This window comes from Catellatospora sp. TT07R-123, from assembly GCF_018327705.1.
Taxonomy (GTDB): Bacteria; Actinomycetota; Actinomycetes; order Mycobacteriales; family Micromonosporaceae; genus Catellatospora.
The window spans coordinates 1,916,915-1,934,336 of the sequence record NZ_BNEM01000001.1 but is presented as its reverse complement, the minus strand read 5'-3'; the positions used below and the strand labels follow the sequence as shown (position 1 = coordinate 1,934,336).

General features: G+C 73.3%; 17 protein-coding genes. 7 read left to right on the top strand and 10 right to left on the bottom strand.

Going from position 1 to position 17,422, the window contains the following annotated elements; genetic code table 11:
* The first annotated feature begins 428 nt into the window (after nucleotides 1-428).
* Together Cs7R123_RS08015 and Cs7R123_RS08010 are read left to right on the top strand one after the other, a co-directional pair.
* Nucleotides 429-1,001, top strand: a complete 573-nt coding sequence (locus Cs7R123_RS08015) for a helix-turn-helix domain-containing protein (protein ID WP_244871969.1) — start codon at nucleotides 429-431, stop codon at nucleotides 999-1,001.
* Nucleotides 998-1,540, top strand: coding sequence for a GNAT family N-acetyltransferase (locus Cs7R123_RS08010; protein ID WP_212824728.1), 543 nt, complete (start codon nucleotides 998-1,000; stop codon nucleotides 1,538-1,540). Before Cs7R123_RS08015 ends, Cs7R123_RS08010 begins: the two co-directional genes overlap by 4 nt.
* A gap of 3 nt (nucleotides 1,541-1,543) precedes the next feature.
* Here the strand turns inward: Cs7R123_RS08010 and Cs7R123_RS08005 are convergent, their stop codons facing one another.
* Nucleotides 1,544-2,290, bottom strand: a complete 747-nt coding sequence (locus Cs7R123_RS08005) for an arginase family protein (RefSeq protein ID WP_212824727.1) — start codon at nucleotides 2,288-2,290, stop codon at nucleotides 1,544-1,546.
* 25 nt (nucleotides 2,291-2,315) lie between these two features.
* Nucleotides 2,316-2,909 carry a hypothetical protein gene (locus Cs7R123_RS08000; RefSeq protein WP_212824725.1) on the bottom strand — a complete coding sequence of 198 codons (594 nt, stop codon included), beginning with the start codon at nucleotides 2,907-2,909 and terminating at the stop codon, nucleotides 2,316-2,318.
* A 153-nt stretch (nucleotides 2,910-3,062) separates the two neighbouring features.
* On the opposite strand from Cs7R123_RS08000, the gene Cs7R123_RS07995 reads away from it, so the two are divergent.
* The gene (locus Cs7R123_RS07995; RefSeq protein ID WP_212824723.1) at nucleotides 3,063-3,404 is read left to right on the top strand and encodes a hypothetical protein; all 342 of its coding nucleotides are present in this window, start codon (nucleotides 3,063-3,065) and stop codon (nucleotides 3,402-3,404) included.
* 44 nt (nucleotides 3,405-3,448) lie between these two features.
* On the opposite strand, the gene Cs7R123_RS07990 is transcribed toward Cs7R123_RS07995, so the two are convergent.
* Both Cs7R123_RS07990 and Cs7R123_RS07985 read right to left on the bottom strand, forming a co-directional pair.
* Entirely contained in the window at nucleotides 3,449-4,054 is a 606-nt protein-coding gene (locus tag Cs7R123_RS07990) for a hypothetical protein (protein WP_212824721.1), read from the bottom strand.
* 113 nt (nucleotides 4,055-4,167) lie between these two features.
* Nucleotides 4,168-6,072: a Xaa-Pro dipeptidyl-peptidase gene (locus tag Cs7R123_RS07985; RefSeq protein WP_212824719.1), complete on the bottom strand. Its 1,905-nt coding sequence runs from the start codon at nucleotides 6,070-6,072 to the stop codon at nucleotides 4,168-4,170.
* A 47-nt stretch (nucleotides 6,073-6,119) separates the two neighbouring features.
* On the opposite strand from Cs7R123_RS07985, the gene Cs7R123_RS07980 reads away from it, so the two are divergent.
* The 4 genes from Cs7R123_RS07980 to Cs7R123_RS07965 all read left to right on the top strand — a co-directional run bounded on the left by Cs7R123_RS07980 (nucleotide 6,120) and on the right by Cs7R123_RS07965 (nucleotide 10,472).
* Nucleotides 6,120-6,953, top strand: coding sequence for a PHP domain-containing protein (locus Cs7R123_RS07980; RefSeq protein WP_212824717.1), 834 nt, complete (start codon nucleotides 6,120-6,122; stop codon nucleotides 6,951-6,953).
* 254 nt (nucleotides 6,954-7,207) lie between these two features.
* Nucleotides 7,208-8,407, top strand: coding sequence for a PP2C family protein-serine/threonine phosphatase (locus Cs7R123_RS07975; protein WP_212824716.1), 1,200 nt, complete (start codon nucleotides 7,208-7,210; stop codon nucleotides 8,405-8,407).
* Entirely contained in the window at nucleotides 8,404-10,023 is a 1,620-nt protein-coding gene (locus Cs7R123_RS07970) for a CHASE3 domain-containing protein (protein ID WP_244871684.1), read from the top strand. Before Cs7R123_RS07975 ends, Cs7R123_RS07970 begins: the two co-directional genes overlap by 4 nt.
* The gene (locus Cs7R123_RS07965; RefSeq protein WP_212824714.1) at nucleotides 10,020-10,472 is read left to right on the top strand and encodes a response regulator; all 453 of its coding nucleotides are present in this window, start codon (nucleotides 10,020-10,022) and stop codon (nucleotides 10,470-10,472) included. The genes Cs7R123_RS07970 and Cs7R123_RS07965 overlap by 4 nt, the downstream gene beginning before the upstream one ends.
* A 139-nt stretch (nucleotides 10,473-10,611) precedes the next feature.
* Here the strand turns inward: Cs7R123_RS07965 and Cs7R123_RS07960 are convergent, their stop codons facing one another.
* Genes Cs7R123_RS07960 through Cs7R123_RS07935 form a run of 6 tightly spaced genes read right to left on the bottom strand, consistent with a single transcriptional unit; the run spans nucleotide 10,612 to nucleotide 17,317 of the window.
* Nucleotides 10,612-11,982: an FAD-binding oxidoreductase gene (locus tag Cs7R123_RS07960; RefSeq protein WP_212824712.1), complete on the bottom strand. Its 1,371-nt coding sequence runs from the start codon at nucleotides 11,980-11,982 to the stop codon at nucleotides 10,612-10,614.
* Nucleotides 11,983-11,998: 16 nt separating this feature from the next.
* Nucleotides 11,999-13,174 carry a hypothetical protein gene (locus Cs7R123_RS07955; protein WP_244871683.1) on the bottom strand — a complete coding sequence of 392 codons (1,176 nt, stop codon included), beginning with the start codon at nucleotides 13,172-13,174 and terminating at the stop codon, nucleotides 11,999-12,001.
* Between the two features lie 57 nt (nucleotides 13,175-13,231).
* Nucleotides 13,232-14,050: an ABC transporter permease gene (locus Cs7R123_RS07950; protein WP_244871682.1), complete on the bottom strand. Its 819-nt coding sequence runs from the start codon at nucleotides 14,048-14,050 to the stop codon at nucleotides 13,232-13,234.
* Nucleotides 14,047-14,808 (bottom strand): ABC transporter ATP-binding protein, encoded by a 762-nt coding sequence (locus Cs7R123_RS07945; RefSeq protein WP_244871681.1) that lies wholly within the window; start codon nucleotides 14,806-14,808, stop codon nucleotides 14,047-14,049. The genes Cs7R123_RS07950 and Cs7R123_RS07945 overlap by 4 nt, the downstream gene beginning before the upstream one ends.
* Nucleotides 14,805-16,064: an amidohydrolase family protein gene (locus tag Cs7R123_RS07940; RefSeq protein WP_212824710.1), complete on the bottom strand. Its 1,260-nt coding sequence runs from the start codon at nucleotides 16,062-16,064 to the stop codon at nucleotides 14,805-14,807. Before Cs7R123_RS07940 ends, Cs7R123_RS07945 begins: the two co-directional genes overlap by 4 nt.
* Nucleotides 16,061-17,317, bottom strand: coding sequence for an ABC transporter substrate-binding protein (locus Cs7R123_RS07935; RefSeq protein WP_212824708.1), 1,257 nt, complete (start codon nucleotides 17,315-17,317; stop codon nucleotides 16,061-16,063). Before Cs7R123_RS07935 ends, Cs7R123_RS07940 begins: the two co-directional genes overlap by 4 nt.
* Nucleotides 17,318-17,422 lie beyond the last annotated feature (105 nt).

Below are 17,422 nucleotides of genomic sequence, written 5' to 3'. Positions count from 1 at the left end.
CCCAGCCGGGCGCGCGTGACCCACCCTCGGCCAAGTTGCCGGGCAATCGGGCGTTATCAGGCCCGCCTTTCGCCCGATTGCCCGGCAACTTGGCCCCCGCCCGCCCAGCGCTCGGCCGGCCCGCGCCGGCCCGCGCCCGCCCCCCGGGAACGCTGGGCGGGGCCGCCCAGGGCCGCGGGCGGCCGAGCCGTCTGCCGGGTCGAGATCGCTGTCTGCGGTCAGAAGGCGCACTCCTGCCTGAGGTTTCGACCGCCAGTGGCGATCATCGCCACAGACCCGCAGGTGATCACGGTGCCGGGGTGGGGACACGCCGTCGAACACGGCCATAAGTTCATGATCAACGTGGAGGAGGGGTGGGGGGTGGGGAGGGATGGGGGTGGGAGTTAACGTGGGTGTCTCATATCTGGGATAGTGTCTCCGGTGTGGGAATGGTTGACGAGGCACCGGATTTGTTGGAGGTACAGCTCGCGGCGCGGTTGTCGCAGTTGCGGGCGGAGCACGGGTGGTCGCTCGACCAGCTGGCGCGCAAGACGGGGGTGAGCCGGTCGACGCTGTCGCGGCTGGAGCGGGCCGAGATCAGCCCGACCGCGTCGCTGCTCGGCCGGCTCTGCAGCGCGTACGGGCGGACGATGTCGCGCCTGCTCGCCGAGGTCGAGGCGGAGCCGTCGCCGGTGGTGCGCGCCGCCGACCAGCCGGTGTGGCACGACGAGGAGTCGGGGTTCCTGCGGCGGTCGGTGTCGCCGCCCCACGCCGGGCTGCGCGGCGAGGTCATCGAGGGCACGCTGCGGCCGGGCGCGGACATCCCGTACGACGCACCGCCCGTCAGCGGCCTGGAGCAGCACATCTGGGTGCTCGACGGCGCGGTCGAGATCACTGCCAACGGGCAGGCGCACGAGCTTGCCACCGGCGACTGCCTGCGCTTCCGCCTCTGGGGCAGCTCCCGTTTCCGCAACCTCGGCGACCGGGCCGCCCGGTACGCCGTGCTCATCGTCGCGCCGTGAGAGAGGCCCGCATGCACCAGATCACGATCACCCGGCTGTCCGCCGAGCGGTTCGCCACGGACGCGCCGGGTCTGGCCGAGCTGCTGGCCGACGCCGTCGACAGCGGCGCCTCGCTCGGCTTCCTCGCCCCGTACGCGCCGCAGGCGGCGGCCGGGTGGTGGCGGGAGCTGTCGGCCGCCGTCGCCGACGGCAGCCACCTGGTCTGGGCCGCGTACGACGGTGACCGGGTCGTCGGCACGGTCAGCCTCGTGCCCGGCCGCAAGGACAACGGCCGCCACCGGGCGGAGCTGGTCAAGCTGATGGTGCACCGGGCCGCCCGCGGCCGGGGGGTGGCCCGGCGGCTGATGGCGGCCGCCGAGCAGGAGGCGCGGTCGCGGAGGGTGGACCTGCTGCTGCTGGACACCGAGACCGGCAGCGACGCCGAGTTCCTCTACCACGCCACCGGCTGGACGGCGTACGGCGTGGTCCCGGACTACGCCGCCGACCCCGGCGGCACCCTGCGCGACTGCACCTTCTTCTACAAGCAGCTGGTGGGCTGAGGCTCAGCGCAGGGCGGCGAGCGCGGCCAGCAGCCGGGCGCGGACCGGCCCGTCCTGGCCGGTGGCGGGGTGCCACGGGCAGGCGATGTGCAGCGCGGCGACCCGGCCGGTGGCCAGCACCCGGCGCAGCGCGTCGAGCACGGTGTCGCCGCCGGGGCCGCCCGGCACGGGGAAGCGCAGGCCGGGGACCTCGGCGGCGTCGATGACGTCGACGTCGACGTGCAGCAGCAGCGGCCCCTCGGGTAGGTCGGCGGCGGACAGCGCCGCGACCTGGCGGTGGGCGATCCCGGCCGTACGCAGGTAGTCGCGTTCGGCCGGGTCGAGGTCGCGGGCGTCGACGAGCACGGCCCGCTCCTCGGGCAGCGGGCGCAGCCCCAGTGGGCCGGTGACCAGCTCCGGGTCGGCGCCGACGAGCCAGCGCAGCGCCATGCCGCCGAGGTAGCCGGAGGTCGACGAGGCCGTGGTGTGCACGTCGCCGTGGGCGTCGAACCAGACCACGCCGGGGTCGAGCCCGGCCCGCTGGAGGCCCGCGACGACGCCGAGGGCGACCAGGCAGTCTCCGGAGACGACGGTCGGGTCCGGTCCGGCGCCCGCCACGGCCGCGGCCACCGCCGCCTGCACCTGGACCAGGCGATGCCGGCGGTCGGTGGCCTCGCCGAACGGCACCTCGACGGTGACGTCCCCGGCGAGCGGCAGGTGGTCGGGAGCGAGCTGCTCGTCCTGGTGGTACGGCACCGAGATGATCGTCATCGCATGATCCTAATCGGCCTCGCGATCATGTCGCAGGCCACAGCTCGCTGCGCTCGCCCTCGGCGAACTCCCAGCGCGACCAGTCCTGCATGATCGCCCCGGCGGCGTCGAGCAGCAGCCGGTCGGCCCGGTTGCGGGGCGGGAACGTCTTGCGCACCACCAGTGCCGCGTTCTCGGGCGCGGCGCCGAGCAGTGGCAGGAGCAGCAGGAACCGCCGCAGCCGGGGCAGCACGCCGGACCGGCGGGGCACGGTGACCGCGATGTCCAGCAGGTCGTCCCATTCCAGCAGGCCCGCCGGGCAGCCGTCGGCGAGGTCGGCCACCAGGGTCAGCGCCCGGCCCGCGCTGAGGCGCTCGATGTGCAGGCCCTGGTCGCCGGGGATGTTGCACCAGTACACGGCGTAGTGGCCGCCCTCGTCCAGGGCGACCCGCAGCACCGGCCACCGCTCGGGGTCGTGCAGCCGGCCGTTCATGGCGTCCCAGTCGGCGCCGTCGACCTCCAGCATGGACATGAGCTGCTGCTCGTCGTGCAGCATGGCCAGGTAGTGCGTCCAGAACGGGGCCTCGTCGGCCAGTTCGTCGCTGCGGACCAGGGGAAAGTCGGCTCGCGTGAACAGCATGCGGTGAGCCTGCCATGTGGACGTTGCCGCCGGGTGACCCGCCCGGGATGGGTTGTGCGTCGGCAGGCAATCACCCGTTCAGGGAAGGTGCATCCGAAATATCAGCTGATACCGTTCATTTCGGACCTATCCCATCCCCGGAAAGGTGCGCCGGTGACGGACCCTCTGCTGCGCGACCTCAAGGAAGTCGATGACGAGACCCTGTTCGTCAGGCTGATCCGCATCCGGCAGCGGTTCCCGACCGACTACGCGGCCGAGGACTACGTGCTGCGCCGCGACACCTGGGAGATCGTCAACCGGACCGTACGCGACGAGATCACCCGGCGGGCGGCGAAGCCGCCGACGTGGCTGCCCCTGCCCGCGCCGCCGCCCGACCCCACACGCGAGCAGCTGCCCGGCAGCAACCGCGCGTGGGTCGTCGGCGCCGCCGTCGTCGGGATCGTCCTGCTCCTGCTGGCCCTCGGCCGGGCCGCCGCCGCGCTGACGATCCGCTGACCGGACGGGGCGCCCGAGCGGGTGCGCGGTGACCTTCGCACCGCTCACGGCCGTCCGCCGGACACGACGACGTCCGCGAACGACTGCCAGGCGGGGTCGGCGGTGACGTCGGACGGCAGCCGGTGCAGCTCTCCCGGGGGCGGCAGGGGGTTGACCGCCAGCATGATGTGCTGGTCGTCGCGCCGCTGCCAGTAGCTCACATGCGACGGCTCGAACGGCCCGCACCAGACGACGCCCGGTCGCTGCCAAGCCGGTGGCACGCACCGGTAACCGGCCTGCCGCAGGGTATCGGTGATCTTGTCGTACAGGACGGGCGGCGGTGCGGCGGACGCGTAGATCCGGTACAGGGAGACGCAGTCGTCCAGGCACAACCGGTTACCCGAGGACGTCTTCTTGACCAGGAGCACGTCGGCCGGCAGGGCCACACCGTCGAAGGCTGCCGCGAGCTCGGCCTCGCTCGGGCCGAGGCTTCTCTCGAAGACGACGGCGGGGGCGATGCAGCACAGGCCGAGGACGGCGGCGACGATCATGGCGATCAGCCAGGGGCGGCGCTTGCGTGGCGGCAGGGCGGCCGGTTCGTGCCACGGGGCGCGCGGATGCGGGCTGTCGGCGGGATCCGGGTGCCAGCCCGGCGAAGATGACTGCGACACGGGAACCACTCCTGAGTGACGACCGGCAGTGGGCAGCGGTATGTCCGCAGTGCCCTCAGACGAGTGGCGGATCTCCCCTGACCGGCCCTGGCCAGGGGAGATCCGCGCTTCTGCTACTGGAAGCGGGTGCCGGTGCCCGCATAGGACTCCGGCGCGTACACGGTGATCGGACCGGCGGCGCTGAGCCCGGCCAGCGCGCCGACGGGGGCGATGGGCAGGGACAGGACGCAGGCGGTCTGGTCGACGGTGACCGTGGCGCCGGTGGAGTGCGAGGAGACGAACTCGGCGTCGCTGAGGGTCAGCACCAGCCCGAGCCGGTGCCCGGCCGGGATGATCTGGTCGATCGGCCGCAGCTTCCAGGTGATGGTGTAGTACGTGCTGGTCGACATGTTGGCGGGGCTGGTCAGCGAGTCGCGGTGCGCCCCGTCCATCCAGCCGCGGGACAGCACCTGGTATGCCGCCGACGCCACCGTCTTGGCGGTGTCCTTGTAGCAGGCGTCGTCGGTGCTCGACGACGATCCCCAGCAGGTCTGCGAGGTCAGCGTGCTGATGCCCTCACCGGAGCTGCGGTAGTTGACCCGGGTCGCGGTGCCGTAGTCGACCAGCCGCGCCGACAGCGTGGTGGTGGACTTGCTCGACTTCACCCGCAGCGTGATCGTCGGCGTACCGGAGATGCGCAGGTCGGAGGTCAGGACCGCGGTCTGGTACACCTTGCGGCCGGTGCGGGCCGTGGTGGGGGAGCTGACCGCGTTGGCCTCGGTCAGCGACGCCGAGTCGGTCAGCGACAGCGAGCCGGAACCGGTGCCGACCGCCAGCGTGCCGGGGTCACCGGTGCCCTGGAGCACGTAGTTGGCGGTGGAGGTGCCGGTCGGCGGCCACTGCGTGCTGGTCTGCCACACGTCGGCGGCGCGCTCGACGTCGGCCATGGGCTCGCTCATGATGCCGTTGTCGATGCCCAGCAGCCAGTAGTCGAACCAGCGGTGCAGCGTGTCGACCCAGACGGAGCGGCGCGAGTCGAACGGGTCGACGTGGCCCTCCTGCGACAGCCAGAGCTTGCGCGGGACGTTGTTGGCGGCCAGCGCGCTCCACCACTGCCCGAAGTGCACGCCCTGCACGTTCAGATCATTCTGCCCGTGTACGACGAAGACGCTGGCACGGACCCTGCTCGCGTTGGTGACGAAGTTGCGGGCGGCCCAGAACGAGTTGTAGTTGCCGGTGCTCGCGTCGGCGCCGGTGGTCAGCGCGTTGGAGACGCTGGTGCAGGTGCCCGCGGGGCGGGCGTTGACCAGCGAGTGCAGGCTCGGCACCGAGCTGACCTTCGGGTTGACCAGGCCGTTGACCCGGTTGTAGTCGTACCAGCTGGAGATGGCGGAGATGGGGACGATGGTGACCAGCCCGTCGACGCCGGTGGCGGCCACGCCGTTGGCGATGGTGCCGTCCCACGACTTGCCGATCATGCCGACCTTGCCGGTGCTCCAGCTCGCGGTGACGGTCGCCCCGGCGGCGGTGCGGCCGACCGCGCGCCCGTTGAGCCAGTCGATGACGGCCTTGGCGCCCGCGATCTCCTCGGCGCCGCCGACGTCCTCGCAGCCCTTGGACTTGCTGGTGCCGGGCAGGTCGGCGGCGATGAAGGCGTAGCCGCGCGGCACGAAGTAGTTGTCGTAGTACAGCGGGAACTTGGTGACCGTGCCGTCGGTGGCGTAGGCCTTCTTCTCCGACTCGTTGCCGCGGCCGCAGCACTGGTAGTAGGGCGAGGCGTCCATGATGACCGGGACCTTGACCCCGGCCGTGGCGGCCTCGCTCGGGCGGATGATGTCCGCGACGACCTTGTCGGCGACGCCGTCGCCGTCGTTGTCCACGGGGGTGTCGATGTAGACGGCCTCGCGGATGGCGGTGGCGTAGTCGTACACCGGGTCGCTGAGCAGCTGCGCGGGCGCGGCGGAGGCGGGTGGGGCGGCCAGGGTGGCGGCGGCGATCGCCAGTGCCAGCCCGGCCGTGAGGCGGCTTCGGAGAGACATGGCGCATCGTGACATGCCGAAGCGTCGATGTAAATAGGATGATCTCGATGGAGAGCGAGATCGCGGAACCGGTCCCGGCGGACGGGCACGTGCACACCGAATGGTCCTGGGACGCCCCGACGGGCTCGATGGCGCGCGCCTGCGTACGGGCCCGCGAGCTGGGCCTGCCCGCCGTGGTCTTCTCCGACCACGCCGACTTCACGCCGTGGACCACCACCCCCGACGGCCGCCGCCGCGTCATCGGCGCGCACGCCGCCAGCGGGCTGCTCGACGTCGCGGGCTACCTGGCGGCGGTGGCGCGGTGCCGGGAGCGCTTCCCTGACCTGCGCATCCTGACCGGAGTCGAGTTGGGGGAGCCGCACCTGTTCCCGGACGAGGCCGCGCGGGTGCTGCGCGCGGGCGGGTTCGACCGGGTCGTGGGCTCGGTGCACTGCCTGCCGGAGGGCGACCGGCTGGTGTACTCCCCGCTGCTCATGGACGGCGATCCGCTGGAGGTGGTGCGCCGCCACCTGGCCGAGACCGCCCGGATGGTGGCCGGGTGCGACGTCTTCGAGGTGCTGGCGCACCTGGACCTGCCGGCGCTGTTCTGGCCCGCCGACCGGCCGCCGTTCGACCCGTACGCCCTGCGCGAGGAGTATGCGCGGGTCCTGGAGCCGCTGGCGGCCGGGGGACGGGTGCTGGAGGTGAACACCGCCGGGCCGTGGCCCGCCGCACCCGTGCTGCGCTGGTGGCGCGACCACGGCGGCGCGGCGGTCAGTTTCGGCAGCGACGCGCACGATCCGGGCGACGTCGGCCGGGGGTTCACCGAGGCGATGGCCTGGGCGCGGGCGTCGGGCTTCCGGCCGGGCCGGACCCCGGCCGATTACTGGGTACGCGACTGAGAGCCACCTCGCCGGCGAAACCGATTTCGCCCTTGCTGACCTGCGAAATCAGTTACATGCTGGGCCGCCTGCCACCCTGCGGGCGGGATGAGCTGGGAATATCGAGCACTCCCATGATCACGGATAGGTCGCATGGCTGGTGGCGACGCTTGCACAGGTTGTGCAAGCGGGTCGGTTAGGAAATGATCGGTACGTTGCGTGACCCCCCGATGGCACCCCCCGACCCTCTCGACCCCCAGAAGTAGGCCACCCCGATGTTCACGGCTCCCCCTGTGCCGGTGCAGCCGCGCGGACCGGCACGGCTTGCCCGGCTGCGCGTGCTCCTGGTCGAGGACGACGAGGGCGACGCCTACCTGGTGGGGGAGCTGCTGGAGGAGCAGCAGGCGGCCATCCAGCTGACCGTGGCGCGCAGCCTCAACGACGCGCGGTCCCTGTTCGACGCCGTCGACTGCATCCTGCTCGACCTGGGCCTGCCCGACGCGCAGGGCATGGAGGGGCTGCGCCGCGTGCTCGCCGAGGCGCCCGGGGTCGCCGTGTGCGTGCTCACCGGCCAGCAGGACGCCCACGTGGGCATCAACGCCGTCGCCGAGGGCGCCCAGGACTACCTGGTCAAGGGCCAGGTCGACGGCGCGCTGCTGGAACGCTCCGTGCAGTACGCCGTCGAGCGCAAGCACGCCGAGGTCAGCGCCGGGCGGCTGCGCGAGGTCGAGCTGCGCCAGGCCGAGTCGGCCCGGCTGGAGCGCGGCCTGCTGCCGCAGCCGCTGATGAGCACCGACCGCCTGGCCGTGCACACCTTCTACCGTCCGGGCCGCCACGAGGGCGTGCTGGGCGGCGACTTCTTCGACGTCGTGCAGACCTGCCCGCGGTATGTCCACGCCGCGATCGGCGACGTCAGTGGGCACGACGTGGACGGCGCCGCGCTCGGCGTCGAGCTGCGGGTCGCCTGGCGGGCGCTGACGCTGGCCGGGGTGGCGCCCGAGCCGACCCTGGCCGCGATGGAGCAGGTGCTGGTCAGCGAGCGCAGCCACCCGGGCACGTTCGCGACGATGGCGGTCGTGCGCATCGACCTGGACACCGGCCGGGCCGCGTGCTGGCTGGCCGGGCATCCGCCGCCGCTGCTGCTGGCCGGCGGCCGGGCCGCGCCGGTCGACGTGCCGTACGGGATGCTGCTCGGCCTGGGCGACGCGCCCCGCACCGGCACCGAGGTCGGCCTGCCCGACGGGCCGTGGTCGCTGCTGCTGTTCACCGACGGCCTGGTCGAGGGCCGCACCGGCGACGGTCCCGAGCGGCTGGGCTATGACCGGCTCGACGAGCTGTGCCAGGCCCGCACCGCGGCGGGCGTGCCGATGTCGGCGCTGCCCGCCGCCCTGGTGGAGGCGGCCGAGGCGCTCAACGGCGGGCCGCTGGCCGACGACGTGGCGATCGTGCTGCTCAGTAGGGAAACGACATCGTGACGACGAATGAGAAATACCGGCTGCGGCCGTTGCAGCAGTGGTCGCTGCGCGCCCGGGTCACCGCGCTGTGCACCGCCGCGGCGCTGCTGCTGGGCCTGCTCGCCGCCAGCGCCGTGGCGCTGGCCGCGACCAACCGCGAGCAGCTCGACGTGCTGCTCAACAAGACCGGGGTGCTGCGGCTGAGCGGCGAGCGGCTGGGCGTGGCGCTGATCAACCAGGAGACGGGGGTGCGCGGCTTCGCCCTCAGCGGCAACCCGGCGGAGCTCGCGCCGTACACGCAGGGGCGCGAGGAGGAGGAGGGCCTCTACGCCACGATGACGCCGCTGCTGGCGCAGGACCCGAAGATCCTGGTGCAGCTGCGCAAGGTCCGGGCCAGCGCGAACGCATGGCGCTCGATGGTGGCCGAGCCCGCGATCGCCAAGACCCGGGCAGAGGGGCCGCAGGCGGCGCAGGCGCTGCTCGCCGAGGAGTCCAAGAAGCGGTTCGACGAGACCCGCGCCGAGGTCGCCGCACTGCAGAACGAGATCACCGAGCTGCGCAACGCGGCGGTCGACGCCGTCAAGTCCAGCGGCGACGGCCTGGTGGTGCTGCTGATCAGCGCCGGGTTCGTCGTCGTCATCGCCGGCGTGGGCCTGGTCGTGCTGCTCAACCGGATGGTCACCCGGCCGGTGCTGGACCTGGCCGCGCAGGTGCGGCACGTGGCCCGGGGGTCGTACGACACGCAGATCGTCGGCCAGGGGTCCCCGGAACTGAGCCGGCTCGCCCACGACGTGGACAGCATGCGCCGCCAGATCGCCGCCGACCTGGCCGAGGTCAGCCAGGCCCGGCACGCGATCGAGGCGGCCAACGCGCAGTTGCAGGCGCAGGCCGCCGAGCTGACCCGGTCCAACCGTGACCTGGAGCAGTTCGCCTACGTCGCCTCGCACGACCTGCAGGAGCCGCTGCGCAAGGTGGCCAGCTTCTGCCAGCTGCTCCAGCGCCGCTACGCCGGACAGCTCGACGAGCGGGCCGACCAGTACATCATGTTCGCCGTCGACGGGGCGCAGCGTATGCAGCGGCTCATCAACGACCTGCTCGCGTTCTCCCGCATCGGCCGCAACACCAGCGGGTTCGTGCCCGTGCCGCTCGACGAGGTGATGGCGGCCGTGGCCAGGCAGGTCGTCGGCGACAGCCGGTACGGCGAGGACATCCTGACCTGGGACGAGCTGCCGACCGTCGAGGGTGAGGAGGCGCTGCTGGGCACGCTGCTGGCCAACCTCGTCGGCAACTCGCTGAAGTTCGCCCGCGTCGACGTGCCCCCGAAGGTGCACGTGTCCGCGCAGCGGGTCGAGGACGAGTGGCAGATCACCGTGCGCGACAACGGCATCGGCATCGAGTCCGAGTTCGCCGAGAAGATCTTCATCATCTTCCAGCGGCTGCACGCCAAGGACGCCTATCCCGGCACCGGCATGGGACTGGCGATCGCGAAGAAGATCGTGGAATACCACGCAGGCCGCATCTGGGTGGCCGAGACCGACACCGACGGGGCGGCGATCACGTTCGCGCTGCCCGTCGGGGACGCCGCCGAAACGGTCGACGCCGTCCCGCCCGTACCCGATGAGGAGCCTGCCGCATGATCTCCCTGCCCGACGCCGACCGCCCGATCGTGGTCCTGCTGGTCGAGGACGACCCCGGTGACGTCCTGATGACCCGGGAGGCGTTCGAGGAATACAAGATGCGCAACACCCTGGAGGTCGTCACCGACGGGGTCGAGGCGCTGGCGTTCCTGCGCCGCGAGGGCGACTTCGCCGGCGCGCCCACGCCGGACCTGATCCTGCTCGACCTCAACCTGCCCCGCCGCGACGGGCGCGAGGTGCTCGCCGAGATCAAGAACGACCCGGACCTGTGCCGCATCCCGGTCGTGGTGCTGACCACCTCGCAGGCCGAGGAGGACGTGCTGCGCAGCTACCAGCTGCACGCCAACGCGTACGTGGCCAAGCCCGTCGACTTCGAGCGCTTCATCTCGGTGGTCAAGCAGATCGACGACTTCTTCGTCAGCGTCGTCCGCCTGCCCAGCCGCACCTGACCCCCGCGCGCCCGCCCGCGCCCCGCGCTCCGCTCCGCGCTCGCGCGGTGTTGCGTGCAGTTTCGGGGAAAGTGCACGAATCGAGACCATGATTCCTGCACTTTCCCCGAAACTGCCGCCAAGGAGGCCGCGTGACCCGTCACGCGGGGTCGGGGAGTTTGCCCGGGTTGAGGAGGCCGTCGGGGTCGGCGGTGGCGGCCGCGGCCCGGATCGCGGGCAGGGCGGGACCGCCCAGCTGCCAGGTGTGCGGGTCGACGACGTGCACACCCAGCTCGCGCAGCCGCTCGACGCCGCGGTAGAGGGTTTCCGCGTCGCGGAACTCCGACAGCAGCAGCCCGGCGAACCCGCGGCCGCGGGCCGGGTCGGCTGGGTCCAGGAAGGCGCGCAGCCCGTCCAGGTGCAGCATCGCGCCCGGCAGGCAGGCGCGTACCGCGTCGGGGTCGGCGACCAGGGGCTCGCCGCCGACCTGGAGGTGGCACAGCTCAGGCCGGGTCTTGCGGGCCCGCAGCGTGACGTGGTTGAACGACAGCGTCGACAGGTAGCCCACCGCGTCCGGCGTGACCGCCTCCACGTGGCCGCCGTGCCCGGTCACCGCGCGCATGGCGGTGTCGACCGTGCCCGCGGTGACGACGGCGCGCAGGCTGTGCCGCCCGGCGGGCAGGGCCGGATCGGGCGGGTACGTCGCGATCAGCGCGGGCTCGTCCAGCGACACCAGCCGGGGCGCCGGGTCGAGGTGCAGCAGCTCCCGCCCGGCGGCCGCCGCCCGCGCCCAGTCCGGGAACGAGGCGAGCAGCGCCGTCCAGACCCGGGCCGGAGCCAGCGCGACGGTCGCGGTGGCGATGACCCCGGTGACGCCGTACGCGTGCAGGTGCGGCGCGCAGTCGGCGCCGGTGACCCGCCACGGCTCGTGGGGCGGGCAGCCGAGCACGTCCAGGGCGTGCACGAACCCGTCCCAGAGCCAGCCGTGCTCGATCGAGCCGAGCCCGCCCGCGCCACCGGCGAGGAAGCCGCCGATGGTGCTGCCGACGGTGCTGGGCAGCATCGCGATCTCCTGCCCGGTGGCCCGCGCCGCCGCCTCCAGCGCCACGAACGTCGCCCCGGCCTGGGCGTGGACCCGGCCGTCGCCGACCTCCAGGACCCGGTCGGCGCGGGTCAGGTCGATGACCAGCCCGCCCGCCAGCGGCACGGCCTGGCCGTAGTTGCCGGTGCCGCGCCCGCGCGGCACCACCGGGATGCCGTGGGCGTGCGCCAGGCGCAGCACGGCGGCCAGTTCCCCGGTGGTGGCCGGCCGGGCCACCACGTCGGCGGGCCGGTCGGGCAGCACGGCGGAGAGCAGCGGGGACAGGTACGCGTAGTCGCGGGACGCGGCGGCGCGGGCGGCCGGGGAGGTGGAGCACCGGTCGCGGGGGAGCACGGCGGGCAGGTCGTCGAGGAAGGCGGACAGAGCCGCCGGGCCGGGCGCCCGGCGGCTCGCCTGCTGCGCGACCTGCGCCAACGGCGGTGTCGGCACGGTCAGTTCTTCGCTTTCAGCTCAGCCCGATCGACGGGTCGATGAACTCGTTGGTGACCAGGTCCTGCGGCGTGAGGCCGCTCTTGACCTCCTTGCGCTGCCCGCTGTAGATCGGGCTCACGATGTCGATGACCTGCTTGACCCGGTCGACGTCGAAGTCGCCCAGCGTGGTGTTGGCGCCGTTGCTGACGATCTTCAGCTTGAGCTGCTGCTCGACGCTGTAGGCGGCCTGCTCCTTGGAGTACGGGAAGCCCTTGTACGCGTCGTTGAGCTTGATGATCAGCTCGTTGGTGGCGCCCGCGTTCTTGACGTAGTCCACCTGGGACTTCTGGATGACCGGGACCAGCTTCTTCAGGCAGGCGGCGTGCTCGGCCTTCTTGTCGGCGCGCACCGTGATCGCCTCAGGGTAGATCGGGTAGCCGGTGTCGTGGATGAGCTGGAACTTCACCGGCTTCTTCCACTGCGGCAGCGCGTTCTCGTAGATGAACGGCTCGTTGGTGGCGAAGCCCTGCTGGGCGATCTTGCCCTTCTCGGCCAGGAACCGGGTGGGGCTGCCGTCGTACGCGCCGTCGACCTGGTTGCGGCGCAGGATGCCCGATCCGAGCAGGTAGTCCATGTACGTGGCGCCGTTGAAGTACAGCACCGGGGTGTCGGTCTTGCCGATGTCGACGATCGAGTTGAACGTCGGGTTCGCGGCCGGGTCCCACATGATCATGTAGGGCGCGATGTCGAACGGGGCGACCACGCCGACGACCGGCTGCTTGGCCGACAGGCCGATCGCGTCGTCCGTGGCGACCTGGCCCAGCATGATCGACGGGTCGGCGTACATCTGGGCGCCCGCGTTCTGGAAGCCGATCGCCGGGCCGCCCGCGCGGATCTCGACGTTCACGCCGGTGCTCTGCCCGCCGGACATCAGCGGCCCGGACACCTTCTTCTTGTCCGCGTCCACGGTGTACGTGCTGCCGAGCAGGTGGTACAGCGCGCCGTGCTCGGCCTCGGGCGTCCACGCCGCCTGGATCACGACCGTGGCCGGGCAGACGGCGGCGAGGTCCAGCGCGCCGCTGCCGGCGCTGGGCGCGGCCAGGGGCTCGTCGGTCGCGGCGGTGCAGCCGCCGGCCAGCAGCGCCGCGGCCAGCGCCGCGACGGCCGTCGTGCGGCGTAACAGCAGGTGCGGGGTGGGATAGGTCTTCACGAAACTCCTTTTTGGACGGTGCGGGGAAGGGGTGGTGCGCGTGGTGCTGCGGGACGGTCAGCGGGCGGCATCCGGGCCGCTGGACGGGGTGCGCTGCTGCGAGTCGTGCCAGGCCGTGGCATACCGCGCGACGGCGCCGAACAGCCAGAACACGGCCAGGCCCAGCAGCGACGCCAGGCCCACCGCGGCGAACAGCAGTTCCGACTGGAGGCGGCGCGGGTACAGGTAGATGAGCTGGCCCAGGCCCGGCTGCCCCTGCTGGAAGAAGAAGTCGCCGACGATGGCGCCGATCACGGCCGCCCCGGCGGAGATCCGCAGGCCCGTGAGGATCGACGGCAGCGCGGCGGGCAGTTGCAGCTTCACCAGCCGCGTCCAGCGGCTCGCGCGGTGCAGCGTGAACAGGTCGTGCAGGGCCGGGTCGGTGGAGCGCAGCCCGAACAGGGTGTTGGCGGTGATCGGGAACAGCGCGATCAGCACGCAGGTCAGCACCCGGCTGGGCAGGCCGAACCCGAACCAGAAGCCGAACAGGGGCACCAGCGCCAGGATCGGCACGGTCTGCAGCAGCACCGCGTACGGGTACACCGCCCGCTCGATCCACCGGGCCTGGCTCATCAGCGCGGCCAGCAGCAGCCCGAGCAGCGCCGCCAGCAGCAGCCCCAGCCCCGCCACCTGCGCCGACAGGCCCAGGCCCGCCAGCAGTTCGGTGAGGTTGTCCGGGTCCGCCGCCACCCGGACCACCTCGTGCGGCGGCGGCAGCAGGAACCGCCGGTCGGCGTCGATCAGCACGTAGCTGCCCAGATACCACAGGGCCAGCACGACGCCGGTCGTCACCAGCGGGGCGAGGGCGGCGCGCAGCCGCCGCGCGATCGTGTTCACCGGGCCACCGCCACGGCCTGCTCGGCGCTGCCGGCGCGCAGCATGCCGGTCACCTGCGCGGTCAGCGCGGTGAACTCGGGCAGGAACCTGACCTGGGGCTCGCGCGGGTAGGGCAGCGGCACCCCGACCTCGCCGACGATGCGGCGGTCGGCCATCACCACCACCCGCTGGGACAGGAAGACCGCCTCGGCGACGGAGTGGGTGACCAGCAGCCCGGCGAAGCGGTCGGCGACGTACAGCGCCTGGAGCTCCTCGCCGAGCCGCTCGCGGGTGATCTCGTCCAGCGAGCCGAACGGCTCGTCGAACAGCATCAGCTCCGGCTGCCCGGCCAGGGTGCGCGCCAGCGACACGCGCATGCGCATGCCGCCGGACAGGGTGCGCGGCAGCTGCTCGGCGGCCTCGGCCAGGCCCACCCGCGCCAGCGCCCGTGCGGCGCGTTCGCGCCGCTGCGCGACCGGCTCGTCGCGCAGCTCCCCGGACAGCTCGACGTTGCGGCGCACGGTGCGCCAGGGCAGCAGGGTCGGGTCCTGGAACACGAAGCCCAGGCGCGCGGCGGACCGCGCCACGGTGCCGGTGGTGGGGGTGAGCAGGCCCGCGGCCAGGCGCAGCAGGGTGCTCTTGCCGCAGCCGGACGGGCCGACGACGGCGACGAACTCGCCGTCGCCCACGCGCAGGCTCACGCCGTCCAGGGCGGTGGTGCCGGTGGGGTAGTGCATGCCGACCGACTCGAGGGCGAGGGCCGGACCGTCGTGGGTCACGCTGGTGTTCCTGTCTGTGCGGGTAGGTCGGTGAAGGTGCGGTGCACCTCGGTGCGTGCGACGACGCGTCCGGCGTGGACGACGACGCGTTCGGCGCTCGCGGTGGACAGGGCCTCGCGCAGGTTCGCCGCGCGGACGGCCAGCAGGTCGGCGGGATCGCCGGGGCGCAGCGCCACCGGGGGCAGGCCCGCGGCGGCGCGGGCGGCGGCGCTGACGGCGTCGTAGGCCAGCTGCGGGGTGTCGTGCCCCGCGAGCACCAGCAGCGCGGCTGTCTCCAGTGGGTCCGCCCGGCCGAGGCAGTTGAACGGGTCCTGCAGGTTGTCGCCCCCCGCGGCGACGGTGACTCCTGCCGCGCGCAGCACCGACAGCGCGGTGATTCCACGCGGGACGGACCGGTCGTGGTCACGTCCTTGCAGGTAGAGGTTGGTCTGTGGCAGCGCGGCGACGGCGATGCCCGCGGCGGCGACCCGCCGGGCGATCGCGGCGGCCCGGTCGGGTTCCATCGCGCCGAGGCTGACGCAGTGCGAGGCGACCACGCCGTACGGGAAGCCGGTGGCCAGCACCGCGTCGGCCAGCAGCGCCAGCGTGCACGGCTCGGGCCGCAGCCACTCGTCCACGTGCAGGTCGACGGCGACGCCGTGGTCGGCGGCGAGTTCCAGGCAGATCTCGACGCACTCGGCCGGGTCGGCGTCCAGGCCGGGGCAGGCCCCCACCGCGTCGGCGCCCGCCGCCAGCGCGTCGCGCAGCAGGGCGCGGTTGGCCGCCCCGGCGACCCCGGTCAGCGGGTTGGCCGCGAACGCCACCAGTTGCAGCCGGCACAGCCCGGCCGCCTCCTCGCGCAGCTCCAGCAGCGCCTCCAGCCCGCGCAGGCCGATGTCGGTGCCGAGGTCGACGTGCGTGCGCAGCGCCGTCACCCCGTTGCCGACGTAGGCGCGCAGCGCGGCGCGGGCGGTGGCCGCGATGTCCTCGCGGTCGCGGCCGGGCCGGTAGGCCAGCCAGGCGCCGACGGCGCCGAGCAGGTCCCCGGCGGGGTTGGCCACCCGGTCCGCGGTCAGGGCCTTGTCCAGGTGGGCGTGGATCTCGACCGGCGCGGGCAGCAGCAGACAGCCGCTGAGGTCCTCGACCTGCGCGGGCGCGTCGGGCGCCGGCGGGCCGGGCCGGTCGATGGAGGCGATCAGGCCGTCGCGGACCGTCACGTCGGCCCGGGTGCCGTCGGCGAGCACGGCGCCGCGCAGCAGCAGCGCGCCGGTGGTCACCGGGCTTCCCGGTGCGCCCAGCGGGCGGTGACGGTGGCCAATTCGATCGGGTAGACCAGGCGGAAACCGCGGTACTGCCACTGCTCGACGACGGCCGCGGCCAGCGTGTTCTGGCCGTCGGGTCCGAACCGGACCCCGTCCCACGGCATGATCATCTGGGTGGCGGGCAGGGTGGTCTGCCGCAGCGCGGTCCGGATCGCGGCCGGGTCGCGGGAACCCGCGTTGTCGACGGCCTCGGCCAGGGTGATCATCGCGGTGAAGGCGTCGGCGGCGGCGGCGGACATCGGCCGGCCGAAGCGCTGCTGGTAGAGCCGGGCCACGTCGCGGGCCACCGGGTTGCGCCCGGCGTACTCCTGCGACCATGGGGTGGCCCGCAGCAGCGCCGATCCCTCGGCCAGTGGGGTGTCCAGCTGCCGGAAGCCGGTGCCCAGGCCGTACAGCGGGATGCCGGTGCGGTCGGCGGCGGCGATGATGGCGGCGGCCCCGGCGGTGGTCTGCGCCCAGGCGAAGACCGCGTCGGGTGCCGGATCCGCCGTCCCGGCGGGTTCCAGCGCGTCGGACTTGTCCGACGGCGCCAGCTCGACCTGCGCGGACACCGTGGTGCCCGCGCGCAGCGCGAGCTCGCGCAGCCGCACCGCGGCCGCGGCACCCTCGGCCCCGGCCTCGGTCACCAGCACCACCCGGTGCCCGGCGTCCGGGGTGCGGCCCGGCTGGCGCCCCAGCAGCGCGAACGCGCTGTCGGCGAGCTGGCTGTCGCTCGGGCCGGTGCGGAAGTACCAGTCGACGCCGAGCTCGGTGAGGTAGTCGGCGGTGGTTCGCGCGTCCAGCAGCGGCACCCGCAGCCGCTGGACCTGGGTGCCCGCCGCCGCCGTGGACTCGGCCGTGTCGGCCGTGACCAGCCCGATCGCGTGGCGCTCGGTGACCAGCGTCGACACCTGCGCCGACGCGGTCTCGGGGCGCCCGGCGGTGTCGCCGGTGGCCAGGACCAGCGTCGCCCCGCCGAGCCGGGGCAGCCCCGTGCCCGCCGCCAGCGGCACCGCCAGCGCGGGGAAGGCCTGGTTGACGACCTCGACGGCCAGCTGCGCGCCGCGCACCGCGTCGCCGCCCGCGACGGCCGACGGGCCGGTCGTCGGGGCGAGCACGCCCACGACGAGCGGCTGCGGTGGCGGGGTGATGGCGGTGCATCCGCTCGCGGAAGCGGCGACCGAGGCCAGGCCCCACATCAGGCACCAGGCCGGGCGCAGCCGAATCATGGTCGTACACTCCGAATCGACGATTTTCCACATAGGCATCCGTGGTGCGGACCCGGGGTATCTTTTCGTGCCCGACTGAGAGTTTCAAGCCCCCGAGTCGGAAGT

Coding starts and splice junctions, on each gene's coding strand:
- Cs7R123_RS08015 (WP_244871969.1), top strand. CDS start 429: ATGGTTGACGAGGCACCGGATTTGTTGGAGGTACAGCTCGCGGCGCGG.
- Cs7R123_RS08005 (WP_212824727.1), bottom strand. CDS start 2,290: ATGACGATCATCTCGGTGCCGTACCACCAGGACGAGCAGCTCGCTCCC.
- Cs7R123_RS08000 (WP_212824725.1), bottom strand. CDS start 2,909: ATGCTGTTCACGCGAGCCGACTTTCCCCTGGTCCGCAGCGACGAACTG.
- Cs7R123_RS07985 (WP_212824719.1), bottom strand. CDS start 6,072: ATGTCTCTCCGAAGCCGCCTCACGGCCGGGCTGGCACTGGCGATCGCC.
- Cs7R123_RS07980 (WP_212824717.1), top strand. CDS start 6,120: ATGGAGAGCGAGATCGCGGAACCGGTCCCGGCGGACGGGCACGTGCAC.
- Cs7R123_RS07975 (WP_212824716.1), top strand. CDS start 7,208: ATGTTCACGGCTCCCCCTGTGCCGGTGCAGCCGCGCGGACCGGCACGG.
- Cs7R123_RS07965 (WP_212824714.1), top strand. CDS start 10,020: ATGATCTCCCTGCCCGACGCCGACCGCCCGATCGTGGTCCTGCTGGTC.
- Cs7R123_RS07935 (WP_212824708.1), bottom strand. CDS start 17,317: ATGATTCGGCTGCGCCCGGCCTGGTGCCTGATGTGGGGCCTGGCCTCG.